The organism is Synechococcus sp. CCY9201 (genome assembly GCF_034931105.1).
In the GTDB taxonomy this organism is placed as follows: domain Bacteria; phylum Cyanobacteriota; class Cyanobacteriia; order PCC-6307; family Cyanobiaceae; genus CBW1002.
In genome coordinates, this window is sequence record NZ_JAYGIC010000143.1 from 41,948 (window position 1) to 61,250 (window position 19,303).

Sequence of the window (19,303 nt, forward strand, 5' to 3'; positions counted from 1 at the left end):
AGGCTCCATGATCCCCGGCTCAGAGGATCTGGTCGAGGAAGCGGCGCGAGCGCTCATGGCTGGGGGCTGTGAAGAAGTCTTCAGGCTCGGCTTCCTCCACCACCCTCCCTTCCGCCATCAGCACCACCCGACTGGCCACCTGCCGGGCGAAGCGCACCTCGTGGGTCACCACCACCATGGTCATCCCTTCGCTGGCAAGGTTCTGCATCACATCCAGCACCTCCCGCACCATCTCGGGATCAAGGGAACTGGTGGGTTCATCGAACAGCATGATCCGCGGTTCCATGCAGAGGGAGCGGGCGATTGCCACCCGTTGCTGCTGGCCGCCCGAAAGTTGACCGGGATACTTCTGGGCCTGTTCGGCGATACCGACCCGCTCCAGGAGTTGCAGGGCCTGACGACGCACCTGTTCGCGGGAACGACGGCGCACCAGCACCGGCGCCAGCATCAGATTGTCGAGCACCGTGAGATGGGGAAAGAGATTGAATTGCTGAAACACCATGCCCACCTCACGCCGGACCGTATCGATCTGCTGCAGATCGTCCGTGAGGGCGATGCCATCCACCTCGATCGTGCCCTTCTGGAAGGTTTCCAGGGCGTTGAAGGTGCGCAGAAAGGTGCTCTTGCCCGACCCCGATGGCCCCATGATCACCACCACCTCCCCCCGCCGCACTGAGAGATCAACGCCGCGCAGGGCGTGAAAGCCATTCGGGTACCACTTCTGCACTCCCCTGGCCTCGATCATCAGGGGCATGGACCGGCCGTCGCCCTGAGGATTCGGGGTGTCCAGAGATTGCGGCAGCGGTGGAGTCATCGGAAAGGCACCGAAGCGGTGAAGGATGGGGGGAGAGCCGAGAGGCTGATCTGGGCTGCTGGCTCAGGGTGCATCAGCGAATGCTGGAAATGCGTCAGCGGGAGCTGCCGGTGATGTGGGGATCCAGGCGACGTTCCAAGGCCCGGCTGCCCAGGCCCAGAGCTGCGCAGCAGATCCAGAACAGCACCGCCAGCGTGAGATAGACCTCACCGTTGCGGCCCAGGAAGGCGGGGTTGGCCATCACCGTGCGGGCGATGCCGAGCAGTTCCATCAGGCCGATCAGCGAAAGCAGTGTGGTGTCCTGCAACAGAGAGATGAACTGCCCAACCATTGCCGGCAGGGCCACCCGCAGGGCCTGCGGCAGCACAACCCGCTGCATCGCCAGCCAGTAGGAGAGCCCCAGGCTGCGGGCCGCCTCAAGCTGTCCGCCAGGCACCGCTGCCAGACCGGCCCGCACAGCTTCCGCCAGGTAGGCCGCGGCAAAGAGGGTGAGCACCCAGGCGGCCCGCCAGACCCGATCGGCAGTGAGCACCCCGGGGAGCAGGAATCCGAGGATGTTCTGGCCCAGGAACAGCAGGGTGATCAGTGGCGCCCCGCGGATGAACTCGATGTAGAGCACCGATCCCCAGCGCAGCAGCGGCAGCTCGCTGCGGCGCCCCAGGGCCAGGAGCACCCCCAGGGGGAAACAGAGCAGGATCGCCAGGCTGGCTTCCACCAGGGTGAGCAGCAGGCCACCCCAGGCGGTGGGATGCACATCGATCAGGCCGATGCCGCCGTTGATCAGGCCAAGCCCCACCAGATAGAGCACGGGCCAGAGCAAGGGCACCAGGCGCAGCACCGGTGGAGGCAGTCGCCGTCCCCAGCGGCCCGCCAGCCAACGCAGGGCCAGCAACAGGGCTGCCAGGCCCCACCAACGGCCGGCGATCGACGCCGACAGCTCCAGGAACCAGGGTGTCCAAAGGGCCAGGAAGGTCAGCAAGGCTGCGGCAATGCGGTCGTTACGGGGCCAGAGCTCGCCCCTTCGATCGGCGCGGGGGTAGGCGCGCAGCAGCCCCCAGCTGAGGCCGGCGGCGGCCGAGAACAGGGTCGTGATCAGCCAGAGCCGCCACTGCTCGGCCTCCGGGTAGCGCCCCACGGCGAACAGGGTGCTGTTCAGCCGGATCACCGCCCACTCGGCCTGGCTGAAGGCCCAACGCAGGAAGCCCGCCCCTGCCAGCAGCAGCAGGGTGATCAGGCCGATGCTGAGGGCTCCGTCGGCGGGGCTGGAAAACAGCTCGCGCCGCAGCCACAGCAATGCGGAGCGGGACGGATTGGCGGCGGAGCGCGCCGGATGGGCGGGGGAGTGAGTCATCAGCGCTCCTTGATCTGAACGAGGTGATTGAGCCCGTTCATCAGCGCCGAAATCAGCAGATCCAGGATCAGATACGCCCCCATCAGCAGCACCACCACCTCCACGGCACGACCCGTCTGGTTGAGGGTCGTTTCGGCCACGGAATAGAGATCGGCGTAGCCCACGGCCACCGCCAGCGACGAATTCTTGGCCAGGGAGATGTACTGGGTGTTGAGGCCGGGAATGATCACCCGCAGCGCCTGGGGCAGCACGATGCGGCGCAGGGTGGTGAACCAGCGCAGCCCCAGGGAGGCCGCCGCCTCCCACTGACCCCTGGGCACGGCGGCGATGCCACCGCGCACCACCTCGGCAATGAAGGCCCCCGAATAGATCACCAGACCCGTGATCAGGGCGGAGAACTCCACCGACAGCCGCAGGGGGGCCTGCCAGACGCCATTGACCAGCTGGGGCCCGGCCCAGCGCAGACCCTCAGCGAAACCGGCCACATAGAGCCCCGACTTGGCCAGCACCACACCCGGAATCTGCAGGGCAGCCGTGCCGTTCGGCAGGGTCAGGAACACCACGAAATACCAGAACACCAGCTGCAGCAGCAGCGGGATGTTGCGCACCACTTCCACGTAGGTCCGCACCAGGGCCCGCAAGAGGCCGTTACTGCTGAAGGCCGCCATCCCCGCCGCTGTCCCCAGCAGGGTGGCCCCCACCAGGCCGGTGAGCACGGCGCGCAGGGTGTTCACCAGCCCTGCCAGCAGGCCCCGCCAGTAGGGCATGGCCGCATCAAAGGGCAGCAGCGATTCGGCAATGTCAAAGCTGGCGGGCTGCCCGAGCCAGCGCCAGCTCAGCAGCATCCCCGCCGCCGTGAGGTTGCGGATCAGATTGCCCAGCAGAAAGGCGATCAGCAGCAACACCAGCAGGGCGACCAAGATCTGGATCACCCAGGGCAACACCCGGCGGTTGCGCCACCAGGCGATCGTCACCGGCTGGCGCGGTGGGGGCTCGGCCGCCGGCATCAGCGGAAGGGGGGCGAGTAGATCAGGCCGCCATCCTTCCACTGGCGATTGAGGCCGCGATCCAGCTTCAGCCTGGAGCCAGGACCGACATTGCGATCAAAGATCTCGCCGTAGTTGCCGCTCGCCTTGATCGACTTCACCACGAAATCAGCCGGCAGACCCAGCTGGCGGCCGAAATCCCCTTCCACACCCAGGAAGCGGCGCAGGTCCGCCAGGTTCGCACTGGCCTTGGCCTCGGCGAGCTTGGCGTCCACGTTGGCCTGGGTGATCCCCAGTTCCTCCGCCTGCATCAGGCCGTAGACCGTCCAGCGCACGGCATCGGCCCAGACCGGATCGCCATTGGTGGTGGCGGGGGTGAGGGGCTCCTTGCTCAGCACCTCCGGCAGCAGGGTATGGGCGCTGGGATCGGGGAAGCTGGTGCGCTTGCCCGCCAGCTGCGAGCGATCGGAGGTCACCGCCACGCAGCGCTTACCCAGATAGGCGGCGTAGGTCTGGTCACTGGTCTGGAACTTGATCGGCGTGTAGGGCACCTTCAGCTCGCGCATCCGGTCGGCCAGGTTGAGCTCGGTGGTGGTGCCGCTCTCCACGCAGATCGGCTTGCCAGCCAGATCTTTGAGACTGTTGATGCCACTGCCCGTCGGCGCCATCACCCCCTGGCCGTCATAGAAGGTGGTGGGGCCGAAGCTGAGCCCATTGCCGCCAGCCGAGTCGCGACTCAGGGTCATGGTGGTGTTGCGCGACAGCAGATCCACCTCACCGCTTGCCAGGGCCGCAAAGCGTTCGGTGGAATTGAGATCGCGGTATTCCACCTTGGAGGGATCACCCAGCAGGGAGGCTGCCACCGCCTTGCAGACGTCCACATCGAGGCCGCTGTAGGCACCGCTGGACTCGACGAAGCTGAAGCCGGGCAGCTTGCCCTCGACCCCGCAGATCAGCCGCCCGCGCGCCTTGATCTGAGACATCTTCGGGCTTTCCAGACCGGTGGCGCCCTCCGGAGCGCAGGCCGTGAGCAGAGGAAGGCCCGCCAGCAGGGCCGTCACGGCCAGACCCAGGCGCCTAGAGCCCAGGCCGGGAGCCTTCCCAAACAGGGGTCGGACCGCCTTGGCAACGGTGATGGAGCGCATCAGGGGCCGGAAACTCGCCGGATCTTCTCACGCATTCCCCCTACAGCAGGTTCAGCCGCTGCGTTGCTCGCGCCAGCGCAGCATCTGCCAGACGAGAAAGACCAGCACCAACGGCAGCACGGCTGCCACCACCACGAAGCGGAACGGATCCGCCATGGCGGGGGCGCTGTTGCTGAGGATCTGTTCAGTGAGGTAGAGGCCGTAGAGCAGCACAAGGATGCCGCCCTCCAGCCGCGTGATCACCCCCTGGGTCCAGAAGATCGGCAGGCAGGCCAGGGTGGTGAGCACCATGATCGGCAGATCGCGGCTGATCATCACCGGATCCACCCCCAGGCCGCGGCCGCCGGACACCGTGGCGCAGATCCCGAGGATCAGGAACTGGTTGAGCAGGTTGCTGCCCACCACATTGCCGATGGCCAGATCGGTCTTGCCGCGGTAAGCCGCCACCACCGAGGTGACCAGCTCCGGCATCGAGGTGCCCGCCGACACGATCGTCAGGCCGATCACGGTATTGCTCACCCCGAGGCCCACAGCGGCGGCGGTGGCTCCATCCACCAGCAGCTTGGATCCCCCCACCAGCAGCAGCAGTCCCGCAGCGAGCCGGGCGATGGCCACAGGTGTGGAGCTGGCCTCGTTCTCCTCCATCCCATCGGCCGACTCCTCCGGGTGTTCGCTGGCCGTGCGACTTTCCCAGACCAGATTGATCACGGTGCCCACCAGCAGGGCGACGCCGGCCTGCCAGGTGAGGCGACCGCCGGAGGCCATCCCCCACACGGCCATCGACACCCCCAGCAGCAGAGGCACATCGCGGCGCACCAGCCGACTCTGGACGCGCAGTGGCATCACCAGGGCACTGCAGCCGAGCACCACCAGCACGTTGAAGATGTTGCTGCCCACCACGTTGCTCACGGCCAGGGCATCACCGCCGGCACCTCCCTGCAGGGTCGAGAGCAAACTCACGAACAGCTCCGGGGCGCTGGTGCCGAGCGACACCACGGTGAGGCCAATCACCAGCTGGGGAATGCCCAGGAGCAGGGCCACTGCCACCGAACCAGCCACAAACAATTCACCGCCGCCGAAGAGCAGAAGGATGCCGCCGACGATCTGCAGGGAACTGATCAGGAAGGGCATAGCAGCCGCGGCCATGGGGCCATGCAGTGCGGCGATTCTGAAGGGCGTCGCTCCTCGATTCCATCAGCAGCTCTCATGCACCCAGAGCCGCTTCTAGATTATGGATTGTGCAAAGTCTTCGGCCGGGCAGTCCCGACCACGAGGACAACCCTCAAGATCCAGCAGCCGATGGAGCAGTCGATCGAACCCGTGGCCCAGGCAGAACCCGAGGGGGGCAGGCCCTGCTCCATTGCCCACGTCATCGCACCGGCAAGGGTTCTGCGCGGTCCAGGGGCGTGGCTGGACTCCCTCGACGCTGTGGCGACCCTGACGCGCCGGCCCCTGCTGCTGGGCCGCAGCAACGCCACCCAGTCCCTACGCGCCTCCCTGCTGGTGGATCTTCAGGGTCATGGTTGTGCCCCCACCTCTGCGGAGCTGCAGCACGACTGCTGCGAAGAGGATCTCGAAACGATTGCGCTCCAGGCCCAGGCCGCCCGCTGTGACGGCGTCATCGCCGCTGGAGGCGGCAAGGTTCTCGACGCCGGCAAGTTGCTGGCCGATCGTCTCGGTCTGAGCTGCGTCACCGTTCCCACCAGCGCCGCCACCTGCGCGGGCTGGACAGCCCTGGCCAATCTCTACTCCCCCACTGGAGCCTTCCAGGGTGACGTAGCGCTGCAGCGTTGCCCCGATCTGCTGGTGTTCGACCATCGGCTGGTGCGGCAGGCGCCGCTGCGTACCCTCGCCAGCGGCATCGCCGATGCGGTGGCCAAGTGGTACGAGGCTTCGGTGAGCAGCGGTGCCAGCCAGGACGGTGTGACCCAGCAGGCCGTGCAGATGGCGCGGGTACTGCGTGATCAGCTGCTGCTGGAGGGTGTGGAGGCCCTGGCCCAGCCGGGCGGTGCCGCCTGGGACCGTGTCGCCGAGGCCTGCGGCCTCACCGCTGGCCTGATCGGTGGCATCGGCGGTGCCCGCTGCCGGACAGTGGTGGCCCATGCCGTTCACAACGGACTCACCCAGCTCCGGGCCAGCCACGGCGCCCTCCATGGCGAGAAGGTTGGGTTCGGGATTCTGGTGCAGCTGCGGCTTGAGGAGGTGGTGGGCGGCAGCCAGCTCGCCGCCCAGGCGCGCCGCCAGTTGCTGCCGTTCTTCCGCGCCCTCGGCCTGCCGGTGACCCTGGAGGATCTGGGCCTGGCCGGAGCCAGCCTGGTCGATCTGCAGTCGGTCTGCGCCTTCGCCTGCCAGGAGGGTTCGGATCTGCACCATCTGCCCTTCCCCGTTGGCGAGGAGGAACTCCTCGCAGCCTTGGTGAGCACCACGGTGTGCCGGGCGCTGGCAACAGATCGGCTGTCAGCTGAGCGGCCGTCAATGTGACCCAGCTGCTGAAGCCAGCGGCTGGTGCCGTCGGGGGGGAAGCGCTGCTGCAGCAGGCGGCGCTCAACCTTCTGGATCCCGAGGGGCGTTCCCTGGCCTCTTCAGTGCAGTGGTGGTCGCTGCCTGGTCTGGGGGATGACGGCATGGCCTGGCCCGTGGCGGTGCTGGGGCAGGGGCCGCCCCTGCTTGCTCTCCACGGCTTCGACAGCTCCTTTCTGGAGTTCCGGCGATTGGCGCCGTTGCTGGCCAGGCGGCACCGTCTCTATATCCCCGATCTGTTCGGCTTCGGTTTCAGCCCCCGCCCATCCAAGGGGGATTATTCCCCCCGCGGTGTGCTTCTCCATCTTGAGGCGCTGCTGGAGCGCATCGCTTCATCCAGTGCAGCAGGTTCTGATGCGTCGATCAGCCTGATCGGGGCCTCCATGGGTGGATCGGTGGCGGTGGAGCTGGCGCGGCGCCACCCGGCTCGGATCGATCGCCTGCTGCTTCTGGCTCCAGCCGGGCTGACGGGAAGACCGATGCCCCTGCCGCCCCTGCTCGATGGCCTGGGGGTGCGCTTTCTTTCCCTCCCAGAGGTGCGCCGTGGGCTCTGCCGCAGTGCATTCGCCCAGCCGGACCGAGATGTGGGAGAACCGGAGCTGGAAATCGCCTCCCTGCATCTGCGCACTCCTGGCTGGGCAGAGTCGCTGCGTCGCTTCGCGCGCTCCGGCGGCTTCGCCGGCTGCGGCCAACCCCTGCCGCATCAGCCCATCCGGGTGCTCTGGGGCGCCGACGACCGCATCCTGAGGTCACCGCAGAAACGGGCTGCCCTGGCTCTTCTTGGCGATCGGATTGTGGAGCTGGAGGCCTGTGGCCATCTTCCCCACATCGATCAACCCCTGCAGGTGGCGGACACCTGGTGGTCCATGGTCGAGACCCCATCGCTGCGCAGGGATCCAGAGCAGCCCATGCAATCCAGTTCAGAAAAGCAGCCCGTGGGTGACCCTTGATGAGCAGCACGTCTCCCCTGCCCGAATCCCCCCAGGATCCCCCTACTCCTGCTCCCCCTTCCGCAGGGGCGGCCAACGCTCCAACCGAGAAGGAGTCCGGTCCTGTCATGCAACTGATCGCCACCGGTCTGCAGCTCTGGATCCGGCAGCAGTGCGAGTCGATCGAGAGCCTCGATCTTCAACTGGAGGGCTCGGCCCTGCAGCTGCTGCGCGGCCGCCTCAGCGGTGTGCGGCTGATGGCGCGGCGGGTGCGCTACCAGGATCTCGAAATCGAACTGGTGGAGCTTCGTGCCGACCCGATCCGGGTGGCCGTCGGCAATGTGCTGAAGGGGCAATCAGTCCAGCTGGAGGATCCGTTCGGAATTCGTGGCCAGGTGGCCTTCACCGCTGAAGGGCTCTCCCGTTCCCTCAGCCGGCCCCAGTGGCGCTCCCTCGGCGACTGGCTTGGCGAGCAGCTGCTCGGCCTGGTGCCGCTGGTGCGGCTGCGGATCCAGCAGGACCGGCTGGTGCTGGCCGCCCAGGCGGTGGGTCAGTCCGGGCTGCTCGAGCTGGAGACTGACCTGCAGGCTGTAGGGGGCACCGTGGAGATCCGTGCCGTGGACAGTGGCATCCGGGCACGCCTGCCGATGGACCCCAACATCACGATCGAGCGCGCCAACCTCGAGGGGGGCATGGTGCAGCTCCACGGCCGGGCGCAGGTCTCACCCTGAGCGGTTCCACACGACTGGCCCATCCACGCACCGACAACCGGCAGGCTGATGCCTAACCCCACGCTGGCTCAACCCGGCGGATGAAACTGCTGCATCAACAGGCCTCGCTGATATTCCAGAGACAGGCCCTCGAGATGGGAACGGGCCTGCTCGTGCAGGCGTGGATCCACCTGATCAAGCACATTGCCCGTTGGCACCTTCATGCGCAGCACCAATCCCAGCGCATCAAACAGTCGGACCTGGTCGCTCTGCCAGCCCTGGTAGTCAGCGGCAAGGGCCATCAGAGCATCCGCTGAGGCAGCCCCATCGTCGACTTCAGCCCGCATGGCCTGCACCTGAGCCAAGCGCGCCGATGTGACCAGCGCATGGGCTGCGGCGAGGGCGGCCAGGGCATCGCTCACTTCCCTTTTGAGTACGGTCATTTCCCTGTTGAGAACGGCGTTCTCCACCGAAAGCGGTTCCCGCAGGGCAGGGCATTGGGCGGCGGCAGGCGAGATGGCCTTGGTCAGGGAGCCCACTGGCAACGACGCCGGACCCGTCGGGGGTGGAGGCGGATCGAGGGCTTCTCCCCAGGCGAGCAGCACCCGGCCAAGGCGGCGGCGTAGTCCACGCAGCGGACCGGGAATGGGGTTCCGGATGGCGGAGGGCATCGGACGTCTTTGGCGATGGAGCTTCTGGATGGTTCCAATCTGACCGGTTTCGCCGAAGGATGACCAGGGCGGGGAACCCCCAAGCCCCGAACCGATCAGCCAGCTCTGAACTCATGGCTGAGTGTCGATCGCTGGGAGGCTCTCGGCCTTGGCATCGGCTGTGGCTTCTGAGTTGGAACCACCGGCCCTGGAGCAGACACGATTACGGCCCTGCCGCTTGGCCCGGTACAGGCAATCGTCAGCCTGGAGGATCAGGTCTCGAATTCGGCTGCCGCCGGAGGGCACCAGACTGGCCACGCCAAGGCTCACGGTCACATGGGGGGCCGTGGGGGACGCCGCATGGGGCAGATGTTGCTCCTCCACGCTATGGCGAACCCGTTCCGCCAGTGCGCAAGCGGGCGCAAGTGCGGTTTCCGGCAGCACGATGGCAAATTCCTCGCCGCCATAACGGGCAATCAGATCGCTGGAGCGATTCACCGCCGAGGCCATGGACCGAGCGATCGCGATCAGACAATCGTCTCCGGCCCCGTGGCCGTAATGGTCGTTGTAGTTTTTAAAGTGATCAACATCCAGCAGGATCAGCGCCAGGGGCAAGGATTGACGTTGGCAGCTGTTCCATTCGTGCTCCCCAAGTCTGTCGAAGGCTCGTCGATTCGCCAGGCCAGTGAGGGCATCGTGGAAGGCATAGCGTGATAGGAGGTTGGCCTGCTGCTTCAGTCGAAGCTGGGTGCGTACCCGAGCTTTCACTACGGTATGATTAAAGGGTTTCGTAATGTAATCCACAGCGCCAAGATGCAGGCCGCGGGCCTCCTCTTCCGGATTGTTCATCGCCGTAATGAAGATCACTGGAATGTCCTGGGTGGCCTGATTGCTCTTCAGCCGGCGGCATACCTCAAAGCCGTCCATATCCGGCAGACGGACATCCAGAAGGATCAGATCGGGTGGATTCATCCGGACAGCCTCCAACGCCTCAGCGCTGCCTCCAGCCGTGCTGATGATGCCTTCGTCCTGGAGCACCGTTGTCAGAAGCTGACGATTGAACCGCTCATCGTCGACGATCAGAATCCGCGGTGGCAGCTGCGGACTGTTTAGCGGGTCGCACATCACATCAGATGCCTACAGGTCGGATCGGTCTCTAGGGCCTGGGTTGCTGCGGATACCGGGACGGACAGACGTCGCGTTCGAGCAAAAACACATAGGGCTGAGCCACACCCTTTTCGTCCATGATCCCAAGGATGCGGTCGTTGTCGATGCGGCGGAAGCAGTCAATGATTGGGAGGGAGTCGTAGACCATGGCGGCACTCACCTGCCCACGGCACTCCACCATCCGCAGCCGTGCACAGCTGTGCTGAGTGGCCAGCAGGGCTGTGGTCATCTGCAGGGCCGGCCTCCAGAATGGTGCCTTGAGAAAGGGCATCCGGCGAAGGCTTCGCATCGCCAAAGGGTTGGGCACTACCCGCACGATGCCACCGCGAGCGCCCCGGAACAGCAGCGGATGAACCGTTTCCGCATCCACGAACTCCTTGCCATACCAACCGGAGGCCTCGAGCCAGCCGTCCATCGGATGACCCGTGCGAATCTCGGCTCCGCGCCAGAGGCCGATCAGGGCGGCAGCGTCGACCGGCGCCAGAGAATCGAACCAGTTCAGAGCGTCTTCCGTGCTGGCCTGGCGGCTCTCGAGAATCGCGCTTGGCGCGCTGGCGGTTGCGGTCACAACGGTGTTCAGAGGTTGGGGGAGTCGATGTTCAGGCGCTGGGCCGGAAGAACGTCAAGGAAATGACAGAGATGCAGCATGGCCGTCCGGTCAAGAGGAGGGTAGGTGGATGAAGCAGCGATTGGATATCCGCCCTTTGCGGCCGGTCGACATCGCCCATGTGACGGCCTGGGCTCGCGCCGAAGGCTTTGCACCTGGTCAGGGAGATGTGGCGATCTACCGCCACACCGACCGGCAGGGATTGTGGCTGGGTTGGCTGGGAGAAGAGCCGATCGGCTGCATCGCGGGGGTGCGCTACAACTGCGCCTACGGATTCATCGGTCTGTTCCTGGTCCGACCAGCCTGGCGTGGCCAGGGCTATGGACTGCAGCTCTGGCGCCATGCCATGCACCATCTGGCCGACGTGCCCTGCATCGGCCTGGAGGCCGCCACCGATCGCATTGCTGATTACGCCGGCTGGGGGTTCCATGCCGCCTCTCCGACCAGTCGCTGGAGCCTCCTGTCGGCAGGACAACCGAAACCTTCCGCACGGTGGCGGCAAGGGACTGGGGCGGCGCTTGCGCTGGTGGGCGCTGACGCTGTTCACGACGCAGCCGTGGTGGCCTACGACGCGCGCCACGCCCCCAGCCCCCGCCCTCACTTCCTGCGCGACTGGCTGCACCATCCAGCCGGAACAGTGCGGGCCCTCATCGATGGGCAGGGCTGCTGCCATGGCTTCGGGCGGATCAGGCCCTGCCTGTTGCCCACCTCAGAAGGCTGGCGCGTGGGTCCGTTGATCGCGGACACGCCCGCACTGGCAGAGGGGTTGCTCCGTGGCTTGCTCCTGGAACACCCGGGGCAGGTGCTGATCGATGCCCCCCAGGTCAATGCCGCTGCAGCGCAGTTGTTGGCGGGACTCGGTTTCGACAGGGTGGGACAGACCCTGCGCATGTATCGCGGACCACGTCCGCAGCTCCCGCTTGAGGAAGTCTTCGGGCTGGCCTGTCTGGAGCTCGGCTGATCGGCTCGGCAGGATGGATCACGGTTGTCCGCAACACGGCTGCCTCGCTGCTGGGGGAACTCCCTGCCCATTGGTTTGACTGCCCAAGGGCGGGGCACTGGCTGGCATCTGGCGCAGATAGGCGGCCACCGGCAGCCGTTGGGTCTGGTTGTAGCCCACGGGAAGCCACAGATCTCCAAGCGCGGAATTGAAGTGGATCTCCCAGTGATACAGACCGGTGAAGGCGCGCGGATCGTCGCGCAGCAGGGCGGCGTAGTGGAGAACGGCGCGCCCGTAGTTGTCGCTGTTGTTGTACCCCCAAAGCCCCCGACGAATGTCCTTGAGGCCACCGCGGCGCACCAGATAGCGGGCCGCCGCTCCGATGGCATCGTGGGGATTGCGGATGTCACCCTTGCCGATCCCGGGTTCGGCCCAGGTGGTGGGCAGGAACTGCATCGGGCCCCGCGCGTCGGCCACGGAGATCCCATCGATCCGGCCCATTCCCGTTTCCACCAGGTTCACAGCCGCCAGCACCTCCCACTCAATGCCCGTGGCGGCTTCCGCCTCGCGGTAGTAGCGCAACAGCGCCTCCGCCGGCTCCGGAGCAATGATCCGCCAGGCCGGCAAGGTGGCCGAGCCGCGGCCCCCGCTGTGCATGGCCAGAAACTCGCGCCGCGCCGCCAGGTGGTGATCGAACACACCTCGCCAATCGGCGCTGAGTCGATTCCGCACCGCCTCGGCCCGTTGCGGCTGGTGAGACAGGGTGCGGTAGATGACCTGTTGTTGATGGCCCAGTGCCGGGAGATCAGAGGCATCGGTGTGGTCCGAACGAAGGGCCACCTCCACTGCCATCAACAGGTCGGCCAGCGCCTGGGGGGTCTCCGGAACCAGGGGGTAGTGGCGGCCATCCGCCGCCCGGGGCAGGGCAGGATCGATCGGCAGTGCAACAGCCGGGGGGGCATCCTCTGTTGTCACGTCCGTCATTGGTTCGGGAACCATGGCCGCCAGGTGGTGAGGCAACCGTCGCTGGAGCTGAACACCACCGAGCAACGCCAGTCCGCCCAGCAACAGAAACAGGAACCGACGCAGAGGCTGCCGCATGGAGGATGGGGCGATTGCACCATGGCGACCCTATCGGCAGCAGCACCCCCACCCCCACGTCCTTGATGGCCGGAATGTCGTCCACTCTTCTTCGACTCCCTCTGGGTCGGCCAGGCCTGAGGGTGATGGGATGGGCGGGGATCGACCCCCAGGCTTTCGCAGTGGATGACTTCCTGCTGTCGTGAAGGTCAACGTCCAGAAGCTTGGACGCTAGGCCTTGTGATATGGACTGCCCTGGAGAATGCTCTGGGCACGATAAATCTGCTCGATCAGAATAAGTCGTGCCAGCTCGTGGGGAAACGTCATCGGCGAGAGGCTGAGAATCCTGTGCGCCCTTGCCTTCAGGTCAGCATCCAGTCCAAAGGCTCCGCCGATCACGAAAGCGATCCGGCCCGAGGCCATGGCATCGAGACCATGGGCCCAAGCGATGGAATCCAGCGCGCTGCCCTCTTCACTGAGAGCCAGCATGATTTCCTCCGGTTGCAGGATCGCGAGGATCTGATCCCGCTCACGGGCGGGGATCGAATCCTTCACTTCATGGATCACCAATCCGGGCAGCCGTTTGCGATAGGTCTCTAATCCTTCGCGAATCCAGGGCTTACGGATCTTGCCCACGGCGATCACCCGCAATCGGGAGGGGTTGAGCACCATGGCGCCAAGGGATAGATCATCAACCTAGACGTTACTGCCAGCCAGCGATTTCGCGGACGCGGACGTTCTCTGAACACAGCCGTGCCTTGAGAGGAAGTCACATGTTGGCAACGATAAACATGCCCACTGATACAGACGAAGCAGGCCGCTGTGCCGGAGACCACAGCATCAGTATGGCAACATCGAGAGAGCAGAAGAGTCAGATGCCAGCCAGATTTGTTCCGATGATCAAAAGGGCGAATCAATCAGGCTCCGTGAAGAGCATTGAATCCTCTGAGTCAATGCCCATATTCAACAACGATTCAGATCGTTGACCGACCCGTTCGCGACGGCCCAGATCTCGGGCTTGCCAAGTCACAAGAATCGCTGCGGCGCTCCAGGGACGGGGTTGCCTTTGGCTAATTTTGTGCAAAGGTAGACCAGCGCTCTTGACTCTCCTCTGTGATCGGCTCGCGATTCTGGATTGCAACTCTACTCGTCGTTGCCAGTTACTTTCCTGCAAGTCCGGCCCTTTCTGGCGTGCCTGTTCGCCTGAGTACTGGCTCTGGGGTATGGAGCAGTGACCGCGAAGACTTTGAGACTTTTCTCAGGGATGGCCGGACTTCGGATCGCGGCATTGCCTCCCTTGTGCGCAAGTCTGGATGGACGGCGGACGAGGTTCGTGCCGGTTTCCTTCGTCTCTATTCGGTCGATGTCGCAGGCCTTGCCCGGTTCCTCAACTCCGAGCCCGGTGTGATCTTTCTCAAGAATCAGACTCGTAGCTACATCCCTTACGCCAGCCTGAGCGAACATCGCGTTGAAGCCCTGCGTTCCGCGATTCTCGCTGATGCCGCTGATGGCGAGATCTCTGCCGCTGGAATCCTGGCCACTCTCCCCACGGACTTCCGGCTCGCCCGGCTTGGTGGTTACGACGGTGTTCAGAATGTCTGCGCCGAGTTGCGGTGCGAGGGGAGTGAGCAGTGCACCTCTCTGCTCTCTTGGTATATGTTCCTGCCGGCGTGTCTTGAGGCCAATGCCATGGCGACGGCAGTCGATGAAATTGACTTCAGCCCACTGGAACCCAACCGCAACCGTCGCCCTCGCTGACTGCCAACATCCAGCTGGTCGCGGCTGGTCAATGGTGTCGAAGCTGTCGCCGAGACGCCTCCCTCCACGATGAGATGGGCTGTCGTTCCCTTCCATCCTGCCTAGGAGCCTGTCGCTCATAGAACCACGCGCGACACTCCACAGACGCCCATAAATCTGCCCAGATCCCAGTGACTGCAATAGATCTGGACGAGAGAATGGGGCATGCAGAAACGCAAGACCTTTCGCCCCTGGCAGCCGGATCAGACCACCTTGCTGCCTCCCTCGCCGCGTGAGTGGCTGGCCGATGACCATCAGGTGTATTTCCTGCTGGATCTGGTGGATGAGCTGGATCTCTCGGAGATCCTGATTCCCGCTCAGGCCAAGGATCCCCGCGGGGAGAAGGGGTTTGACCCGCGGATGATGACGATGTTGCTGCTCTACGCCTACTGCGTGGGGACGGTGTCGTCCCGCAAAATTGAGCGCGCTTGCTACGAGGATCTGGCCTTCCGGGTGCTGACCGGCAATCAGCAGCCCGATCACAGCCGCATCAGTGAATTTCGCCGCCGCAATCTCGATGCGCTCAAGGGTCTGTTTGTTCAGATCCTGCGGCTCTGCCAGATCGCGGGGATGGTGAGCCTGGGCCATATGGCCCTCGACGGCACCAAGGTGCAGGCCAATGCCAGCAAGCACAAGGCGATGAGCCATGAGCGGATGCTCAGGGCGGAGAAAGAGCTGGAGAAGGAGATCAGCGCCCTGCTGCGCAAGGCCGAAATCCTGGATGCCCAGGAGGACAAGCGCTACGGCAAGGGCAAGCGCGGCAGTGATCTGCCTGAGGAGCTGCGCCACAAGCAGAGCCGCCTGGAGCGGATCCGCCAGGCCCGCAAGCAGATGGAAGCCGAGACCGCCGCTGCGGCTGCACGTCAACGGCAGGAGGAGGCCGATAAGGCCAGAGCCCAGGCTGACGCCGCCAAGGAAGCAGAAGCACCGGCCGCTGAGCAGGTTGCCCTGAACAAGAAGGCTGAGGCAGCCGCCGCCAAGGCCCGAGCCGCCATCGAGAACGCGATCGAGGTGGCCGAGATCGCCGGTATGGACGTCGATCTCGAACCGCTCGACCCTGACGCGATGCCACGCCGGGGACTGGCCCGCAAAGCTGACGGCACACCAACCGCCAGAACCCAGCGCAATTTCACAGATCCCGACAGCCATCTGATGCAGTCCGGCGGCACCTATCTGCAGGGCTACAACTGCCAGGTGGCGGTGGACAGCGACCACCAAGTGATCGTGGCAGTGGGCGTCAGCAACCAGGCGCCGGATGTCGAGCACCTCAAACCCATGCTGGAGCGCATCGCAAGCCATGCCGGGGCGTTGCCGGATGTGATGACGCTGGATGCGGGCTACTGGAGCGAGGACAACGCCAAGACCTGCGCTGATCAGGGCATCGACGCCTACATCGCCACCGGCCGCCTGCCCCATGGCAAGCCACCACCGCCGAAACGCGGACCGCTGCCCAAAGATGCCGATGAGAAAACCCGGATGGCCCGCAAGCTCAGAAGCAAGAAGGGGTCAAAGATCTACGCCCAGCGCAAAGCGATCGTGGAACCGGTGAACGGTCAGATCAAGGAAGCCAGAGGCCTGCGGCGCTTCCTGCTGCGAGGCCTGCAGAAGGTCGACGGCGAATGGCACCTGATCGCTGCGACACACAACCTGCTCAAGCTTTTCCGCTACAGACGATCACAGCAGCCGGGGCTGGCGGCAGCGACAGGCTGAGGGGGAATGCCCCTGTCTGGCCAAGTTGGTCAGAGACGAATCAGCACCATCGCGATGGTCAATAGGACGAGAAGCCTGCGGCACCGGATAGATCCGGTCTGCGGACGCAGTGTTCGCTGCACTCGCCTGGCCGGGCGGTATGGGCGACAAACTCCTAGCTTCCGGTGATGGAGTGCGGAGTCTTGAGTCATGTGCCTTGACTGTCATTGCAACCAGATCGGCACCGGCACCCAGGCGCTGATTGCTCCTTCGGTGGTCACCCTGCCGCTAACTGCTCGGCTGCTGGGCCGTAACGATGCCCAGGCCTCTGCCAACCGCAAATGGTTCGCTCAAGCCGGTGTGCGGGCGGTGAACCTGCTGTCTTCCCCTGGCGCCGGCAAGACGGCCCTGCTCGAGCGGCTCGGTCGTGACTGGGGCAGCGCCGTGCCCATGGCCGTGGTGGTGGGCGATCTCGCTACCGACAACGACGCCACGCGCCTCCGTGCCGTCGGCCTCGACGCCGTGCAGATCACCACCGGGCAGGCCTGTCATCTCGACGCCTCCATGGTGCACCGCGCCCTCCATGGCCTGGCGCTGGAGACGCTTGAGCTGCTGCTGATCGAGAATGTCGGCAATCTGGTCTGCCCCGCCGCCTACGACCTGGGCGAGCAGCTAAGGGTGGTGCTGGTCTCGGTGACCGAGGGGGAGGACAAGCCGCTCAAGTACCCCGCCACCTTCGTGGCTGCCGATCTGGTGCTGATCAGCAAGATCGATCTGGCGGAAGCAGTGGGGGTGAACCTGCCGTTGCTGCATCGCCACATCCGCCAGGTGGCACCGGCGGCAACCGTGCTCGAGGTCTCGGCGCGGACGGGCGCCGGAGTCGACGCTCTGCTGGCCGCCCTGCGCGGTTCTTCTGTGCCATGGGGCGCTGACCTGTCTGCCGGCACGGCCCCAGCCCGGCTCCATGGCGCCCGCCCCTGAGGCCACGCTCACCCTCCACTGCCACGGGGTGGTGCAGGGGGTGGGCTTCCGGCCCTGCGTGCACCGCCTCGCCACCGCCCTGGATCTCTGTGGCGTGGTGGACAACCACAGCGGCGCGGTGGTGGTGCAGCTCAGTGGCTGTCGCTCGGCGCTGGAGCGCTTTCTGGAAATCTTGCCCAGGGAGTTACCCGCGCCGGCTCGCCTGGAGTCGCTTCAACCCCACTGGGGCCCGCCCCCCGCACCAGGCTGCGACCCCAGGGGAATCCGGCTCGGGCATCAGCCGCCGCACTGGCTGAAGGAGAGCCTGTTCGCGCCGGCCCTGGCCGCCGACCAGGCCCCCTGTCGCGCCTGCCTGGCGGAGCTGAACGAACCCGCCAACCGCCGCCACGGCTATCCCTTCATCAGCTGCAGCGCCTGCGGGCCGCGCTACAGCATCGCCACCGCCGAGCCCTACGCCCGTGCCCACACCACCCTGGCCGGCTTTCCGCTCTGCCAGGCGTGCCAGCGGGAGTTTGACGACCCCAGCGACCGCCGCTTCCATGCCGAAACGACCGGCTGCTCGACCTGCGGGCCCCGGCTGGCCTTCTGGCCTGCCGATGGCAGCCAACCCACGGAGGATTCAGGTCGTGGATGTCAGGGAACCAGCGGTGCGATCGCCGCTGCCGTGGCGGTGCTGCGCCGCGGCGGCATCCTGGCCCTGCAAGGGGTGGGGGGCTTCCAGTTGCTGGTGGACGCCACTGATCCAGCGGCGCTGCAGCGGCTGCGGCAACGCAAACAGCGGCCCCATAAGCCCTTTGCCCTGCTGGTGGACTCCGCCAGCTGGATCGAGCCCCTGGTTCAGCTGACACCAGCGGAGCGGGCGGTGCTGGAGAGTGCGGCGGCCCCGATCGTCTTGCTGCGGCGCCACGGGGGCCGCCGGGCCCACGCCAGTGGCCGCCAGGAACCAGCGCTGCCCGAGGCGGTGGCGCCGGGCAGTCCGTGCCTGGGGGTGATGCTGCCGGCTTCACCGCTGCACCACCTGCTTGCCGCGGCCTTCGGTAACCCCTTGGTGGCCACCAGCGGCAACCGCAGTGGCGAGCCACTCTGTATCGCGCCTCCTGAGGCGGTGGACCGGCTGGCCGGCATCGCCGATGCCTTCCTGGTGCACAACCGGCCGATCGTCCGGCCCCTGGACGATTCGGTGCTGCAGCTGATCGAGGGCCGACCGGTGCTGCTGCGTCGCGGCCGTGGCTACGCCCCCGAAGCCCTGCCGATCACGGCAACGCCACCCATGGCCATAGGGGAGGTGCGGTTGGCCCTGGGCGGCGATCTCAAATGTGCGCCGGCCCTCGCCAGGGACGGGCAGGTGTGGCTGGCACCCCATCTGGGCGATCTCGACAATCCTCGCCAGAGCCGGCGTCTGCGGCAGGCGGCGGCGGAGATGGTGAGCGTCCGGCCGGCGTCGAAGGGGCCGCCGCTCACGCTCCTCTGCGACAGCCATCCGGATTACCGCAGCCACCAGATCGCCGCTGATCTGGTGGCTACGGCCTCACCGGGCCAGGGCTTGGCAGAGAGCGTGCGGCTGTGCCCGGTGCCGCACCATCTGGCCCATGGCCTGGCGGTGGTGGCCGAACACGGCCTGGCGGCCTGCCTGGAGCAGGCGCCGCTGCTGCTGCTGGTCTGCGACGGCCTCGGCCTCGGGGTTGGATCAGGCTCCGAGCCCGCATCCGGCAGTGCGCCTGCAGCGCCCCTCTGGGGCTGCGAACTGCTGCTGCTCGAAGCCGGTGGACCTGCGATCGATCCGGCCGCAAAGCCTGGGCTGCATCCTGCAGGGAAACCGGCCCGGAATCCAGCGGAACCGCTGCTGCGCTGGCGGCGACTGGCCAGCCTGCGGCCGTTCCCCCTGCCCGGTGGAGATCGGGCCAGAGCCGAGCCGCGCCGGGCGGCACTTGGCCTGC

General features: G+C 65.9%; 18 protein-coding genes. 8 read left to right on the forward strand and 10 right to left on the reverse strand.

The annotated features are described in order from the left end of the window. Positions 1–19 precede the first annotated feature (19 nt). The 5 genes from VB716_RS13630 to VB716_RS13650 form a co-directional block, all read right to left on the reverse strand. The gene (locus tag VB716_RS13630) at positions 20–754 is read right to left on the reverse strand and encodes an amino acid ABC transporter ATP-binding protein (protein ID WP_304623193.1); all 735 of its coding nucleotides are present in this window, start codon (positions 752–754) and stop codon (positions 20–22) included. Between the two features lie 154 nt (positions 755–908). Further along, on the reverse strand, positions 909–2,165 hold the full coding sequence (locus VB716_RS13635; RefSeq protein ID WP_323270758.1) for an amino acid ABC transporter permease: 1,257 nt from the start codon (positions 2,163–2,165) through the stop codon (positions 909–911). Next, complete coding sequence (locus VB716_RS13640) at positions 2,165–3,172, reverse strand: ABC transporter permease subunit (protein ID WP_197153898.1); 1,008 nt, start codon at positions 3,170–3,172, stop codon at positions 2,165–2,167. The genes VB716_RS13635 and VB716_RS13640 overlap by 1 nt, the downstream gene beginning before the upstream one ends. After that, entirely contained in the window at positions 3,172–4,296 is a 1,125-nt protein-coding gene (locus VB716_RS13645) for an amino acid ABC transporter substrate-binding protein (protein ID WP_323270759.1), read from the reverse strand. The genes VB716_RS13640 and VB716_RS13645 overlap by 1 nt, the downstream gene beginning before the upstream one ends. A 51-nt stretch (positions 4,297–4,347) precedes the next feature. Then, positions 4,348–5,427 (reverse strand): calcium/sodium antiporter, encoded by a 1,080-nt coding sequence (locus tag VB716_RS13650; protein ID WP_197159128.1) that lies wholly within the window; start codon positions 5,425–5,427, stop codon positions 4,348–4,350. A gap of 168 nt (positions 5,428–5,595) precedes the next feature. Here VB716_RS13650 and VB716_RS13655 point away from each other — a divergent pair, with 168 nt between their 5' ends. Genes VB716_RS13655 through VB716_RS13665 form a run of 3 tightly spaced genes read left to right on the forward strand, consistent with a single transcriptional unit; the run spans position 5,596 to position 8,476 of the window. Then, a complete protein-coding gene (locus tag VB716_RS13655; RefSeq protein ID WP_197153900.1) occupies positions 5,596–6,777 on the forward strand; it encodes an iron-containing alcohol dehydrogenase family protein in 1,182 nt (393 codons plus the stop codon). Then, positions 6,774–7,766: an alpha/beta fold hydrolase gene (locus VB716_RS13660; protein WP_370594613.1), complete on the forward strand. Its 993-nt coding sequence runs from the start codon at positions 6,774–6,776 to the stop codon at positions 7,764–7,766. Before VB716_RS13655 ends, VB716_RS13660 begins: the two co-directional genes overlap by 4 nt. After that, positions 7,766–8,476 carry a DUF2993 domain-containing protein gene (locus VB716_RS13665; RefSeq protein WP_322757481.1) on the forward strand — a complete coding sequence of 237 codons (711 nt, stop codon included), beginning with the start codon at positions 7,766–7,768 and terminating at the stop codon, positions 8,474–8,476. The genes VB716_RS13660 and VB716_RS13665 overlap by 1 nt, the downstream gene beginning before the upstream one ends. Positions 8,477–8,544: 68 nt before the next feature. On the opposite strand, the gene VB716_RS13670 is transcribed toward VB716_RS13665, so the two are convergent. The 3 genes from VB716_RS13670 to VB716_RS13680 all read right to left on the reverse strand — a co-directional run bounded on the left by VB716_RS13670 (position 8,545) and on the right by VB716_RS13680 (position 10,840). Beyond that, on the reverse strand, positions 8,545–9,126 hold the full coding sequence (locus tag VB716_RS13670) for a hypothetical protein (RefSeq protein WP_322757480.1): 582 nt from the start codon (positions 9,124–9,126) through the stop codon (positions 8,545–8,547). Positions 9,127–9,237: 111 nt separating this feature from the next. After that, the gene (locus tag VB716_RS13675; RefSeq protein WP_322757479.1) at positions 9,238–10,230 is read right to left on the reverse strand and encodes a diguanylate cyclase; all 993 of its coding nucleotides are present in this window, start codon (positions 10,228–10,230) and stop codon (positions 9,238–9,240) included. A gap of 31 nt (positions 10,231–10,261) precedes the next feature. After that, positions 10,262–10,840 carry a DUF4334 domain-containing protein gene (locus tag VB716_RS13680; RefSeq protein ID WP_323270760.1) on the reverse strand — a complete coding sequence of 193 codons (579 nt, stop codon included), beginning with the start codon at positions 10,838–10,840 and terminating at the stop codon, positions 10,262–10,264. Positions 10,841–10,949: 109 nt separating this feature from the next. Here VB716_RS13680 and VB716_RS13685 point away from each other — a divergent pair, with 109 nt between their 5' ends. Continuing rightward, positions 10,950–11,840, forward strand: a complete 891-nt coding sequence (locus VB716_RS13685) for a GNAT family N-acetyltransferase (protein ID WP_197169681.1) — start codon at positions 10,950–10,952, stop codon at positions 11,838–11,840. 18 nt (positions 11,841–11,858) lie between these two features. Here the strand turns inward: VB716_RS13685 and VB716_RS13690 are convergent, their stop codons facing one another. Further along, positions 11,859–12,920 carry a transglycosylase SLT domain-containing protein gene (locus tag VB716_RS13690; protein ID WP_416238118.1) on the reverse strand — a complete coding sequence of 354 codons (1,062 nt, stop codon included), beginning with the start codon at positions 12,918–12,920 and terminating at the stop codon, positions 11,859–11,861. A gap of 210 nt (positions 12,921–13,130) precedes the next feature. After that, positions 13,131–13,571 carry a 23S rRNA (pseudouridine(1915)-N(3))-methyltransferase RlmH gene (locus tag VB716_RS13695; protein ID WP_322757477.1) on the reverse strand — a complete coding sequence of 147 codons (441 nt, stop codon included), beginning with the start codon at positions 13,569–13,571 and terminating at the stop codon, positions 13,131–13,133. A 441-nt stretch (positions 13,572–14,012) separates the two neighbouring features. Here VB716_RS13695 and VB716_RS13700 point away from each other — a divergent pair, with 441 nt between their 5' ends. From VB716_RS13700 to VB716_RS13715, 4 genes are all read left to right on the forward strand, one after another. After that, entirely contained in the window at positions 14,013–14,657 is a 645-nt protein-coding gene (locus tag VB716_RS13700; protein ID WP_323247816.1) for a protein phosphatase, read from the forward strand. Positions 14,658–14,861: 204 nt separating this feature from the next. Beyond that, a complete protein-coding gene (locus VB716_RS13705; protein WP_322757299.1) occupies positions 14,862–16,406 on the forward strand; it encodes an IS1182 family transposase in 1,545 nt (514 codons plus the stop codon). A gap of 189 nt (positions 16,407–16,595) precedes the next feature. After that, positions 16,596–17,366 carry a hydrogenase nickel incorporation protein HypB gene (hypB, locus tag VB716_RS13710; protein WP_197153907.1) on the forward strand — a complete coding sequence of 257 codons (771 nt, stop codon included), beginning with the start codon at positions 16,596–16,598 and terminating at the stop codon, positions 17,364–17,366. After that, a partial coding sequence (locus tag VB716_RS13715) for a Sua5/YciO/YrdC/YwlC family protein (protein ID WP_323270761.1) occupies positions 17,350–19,303 on the forward strand: 1,954 nt, incomplete at its 3' end. The genes hypB and VB716_RS13715, both read left to right, overlap by 17 nt.

Excerpts from the sequence above, each read along its gene's own strand:
- VB716_RS13630 (WP_304623193.1), bottom strand. The coding sequence starts at position 754 with ATGCCCCTGATGATCGAGGCCAGGGGAGTGCAGAAGTGGTACCCGAAT.
- VB716_RS13635 (WP_323270758.1), bottom strand. The coding sequence starts at position 2,165 with ATGACTCACTCCCCCGCCCATCCGGCGCGCTCCGCCGCCAATCCGTCC.
- VB716_RS13640 (WP_197153898.1), bottom strand. The coding sequence starts at position 3,172 with ATGCCGGCGGCCGAGCCCCCACCGCGCCAGCCGGTGACGATCGCCTGG.
- VB716_RS13645 (WP_323270759.1), bottom strand. The coding sequence starts at position 4,296 with ATGCGCTCCATCACCGTTGCCAAGGCGGTCCGACCCCTGTTTGGGAAG.
- VB716_RS13650 (WP_197159128.1), bottom strand. The coding sequence starts at position 5,427 with ATGCCCTTCCTGATCAGTTCCCTGCAGATCGTCGGCGGCATCCTTCTG.
- VB716_RS13655 (WP_197153900.1), top strand. The coding sequence starts at position 5,596 with ATGGAGCAGTCGATCGAACCCGTGGCCCAGGCAGAACCCGAGGGGGGC.
- VB716_RS13665 (WP_322757481.1), top strand. The coding sequence starts at position 7,766 with ATGAGCAGCACGTCTCCCCTGCCCGAATCCCCCCAGGATCCCCCTACT.
- VB716_RS13670 (WP_322757480.1), bottom strand. The coding sequence starts at position 9,126 with ATGCCCTCCGCCATCCGGAACCCCATTCCCGGTCCGCTGCGTGGACTA.
- VB716_RS13675 (WP_322757479.1), bottom strand. The coding sequence starts at position 10,230 with ATGTGCGACCCGCTAAACAGTCCGCAGCTGCCACCGCGGATTCTGATC.
- VB716_RS13685 (WP_197169681.1), top strand. The coding sequence starts at position 10,950 with ATGAAGCAGCGATTGGATATCCGCCCTTTGCGGCCGGTCGACATCGCC.
- VB716_RS13690 (WP_416238118.1), bottom strand. The coding sequence starts at position 12,920 with ATGCGGCAGCCTCTGCGTCGGTTCCTGTTTCTGTTGCTGGGCGGACTG.
- VB716_RS13695 (WP_322757477.1), bottom strand. The coding sequence starts at position 13,571 with ATGGTGCTCAACCCCTCCCGATTGCGGGTGATCGCCGTGGGCAAGATC.
- VB716_RS13705 (WP_322757299.1), top strand. The coding sequence starts at position 14,862 with ATGCAGAAACGCAAGACCTTTCGCCCCTGGCAGCCGGATCAGACCACC.
- hypB (WP_197153907.1), top strand. The coding sequence starts at position 16,596 with ATGTGCCTTGACTGTCATTGCAACCAGATCGGCACCGGCACCCAGGCG.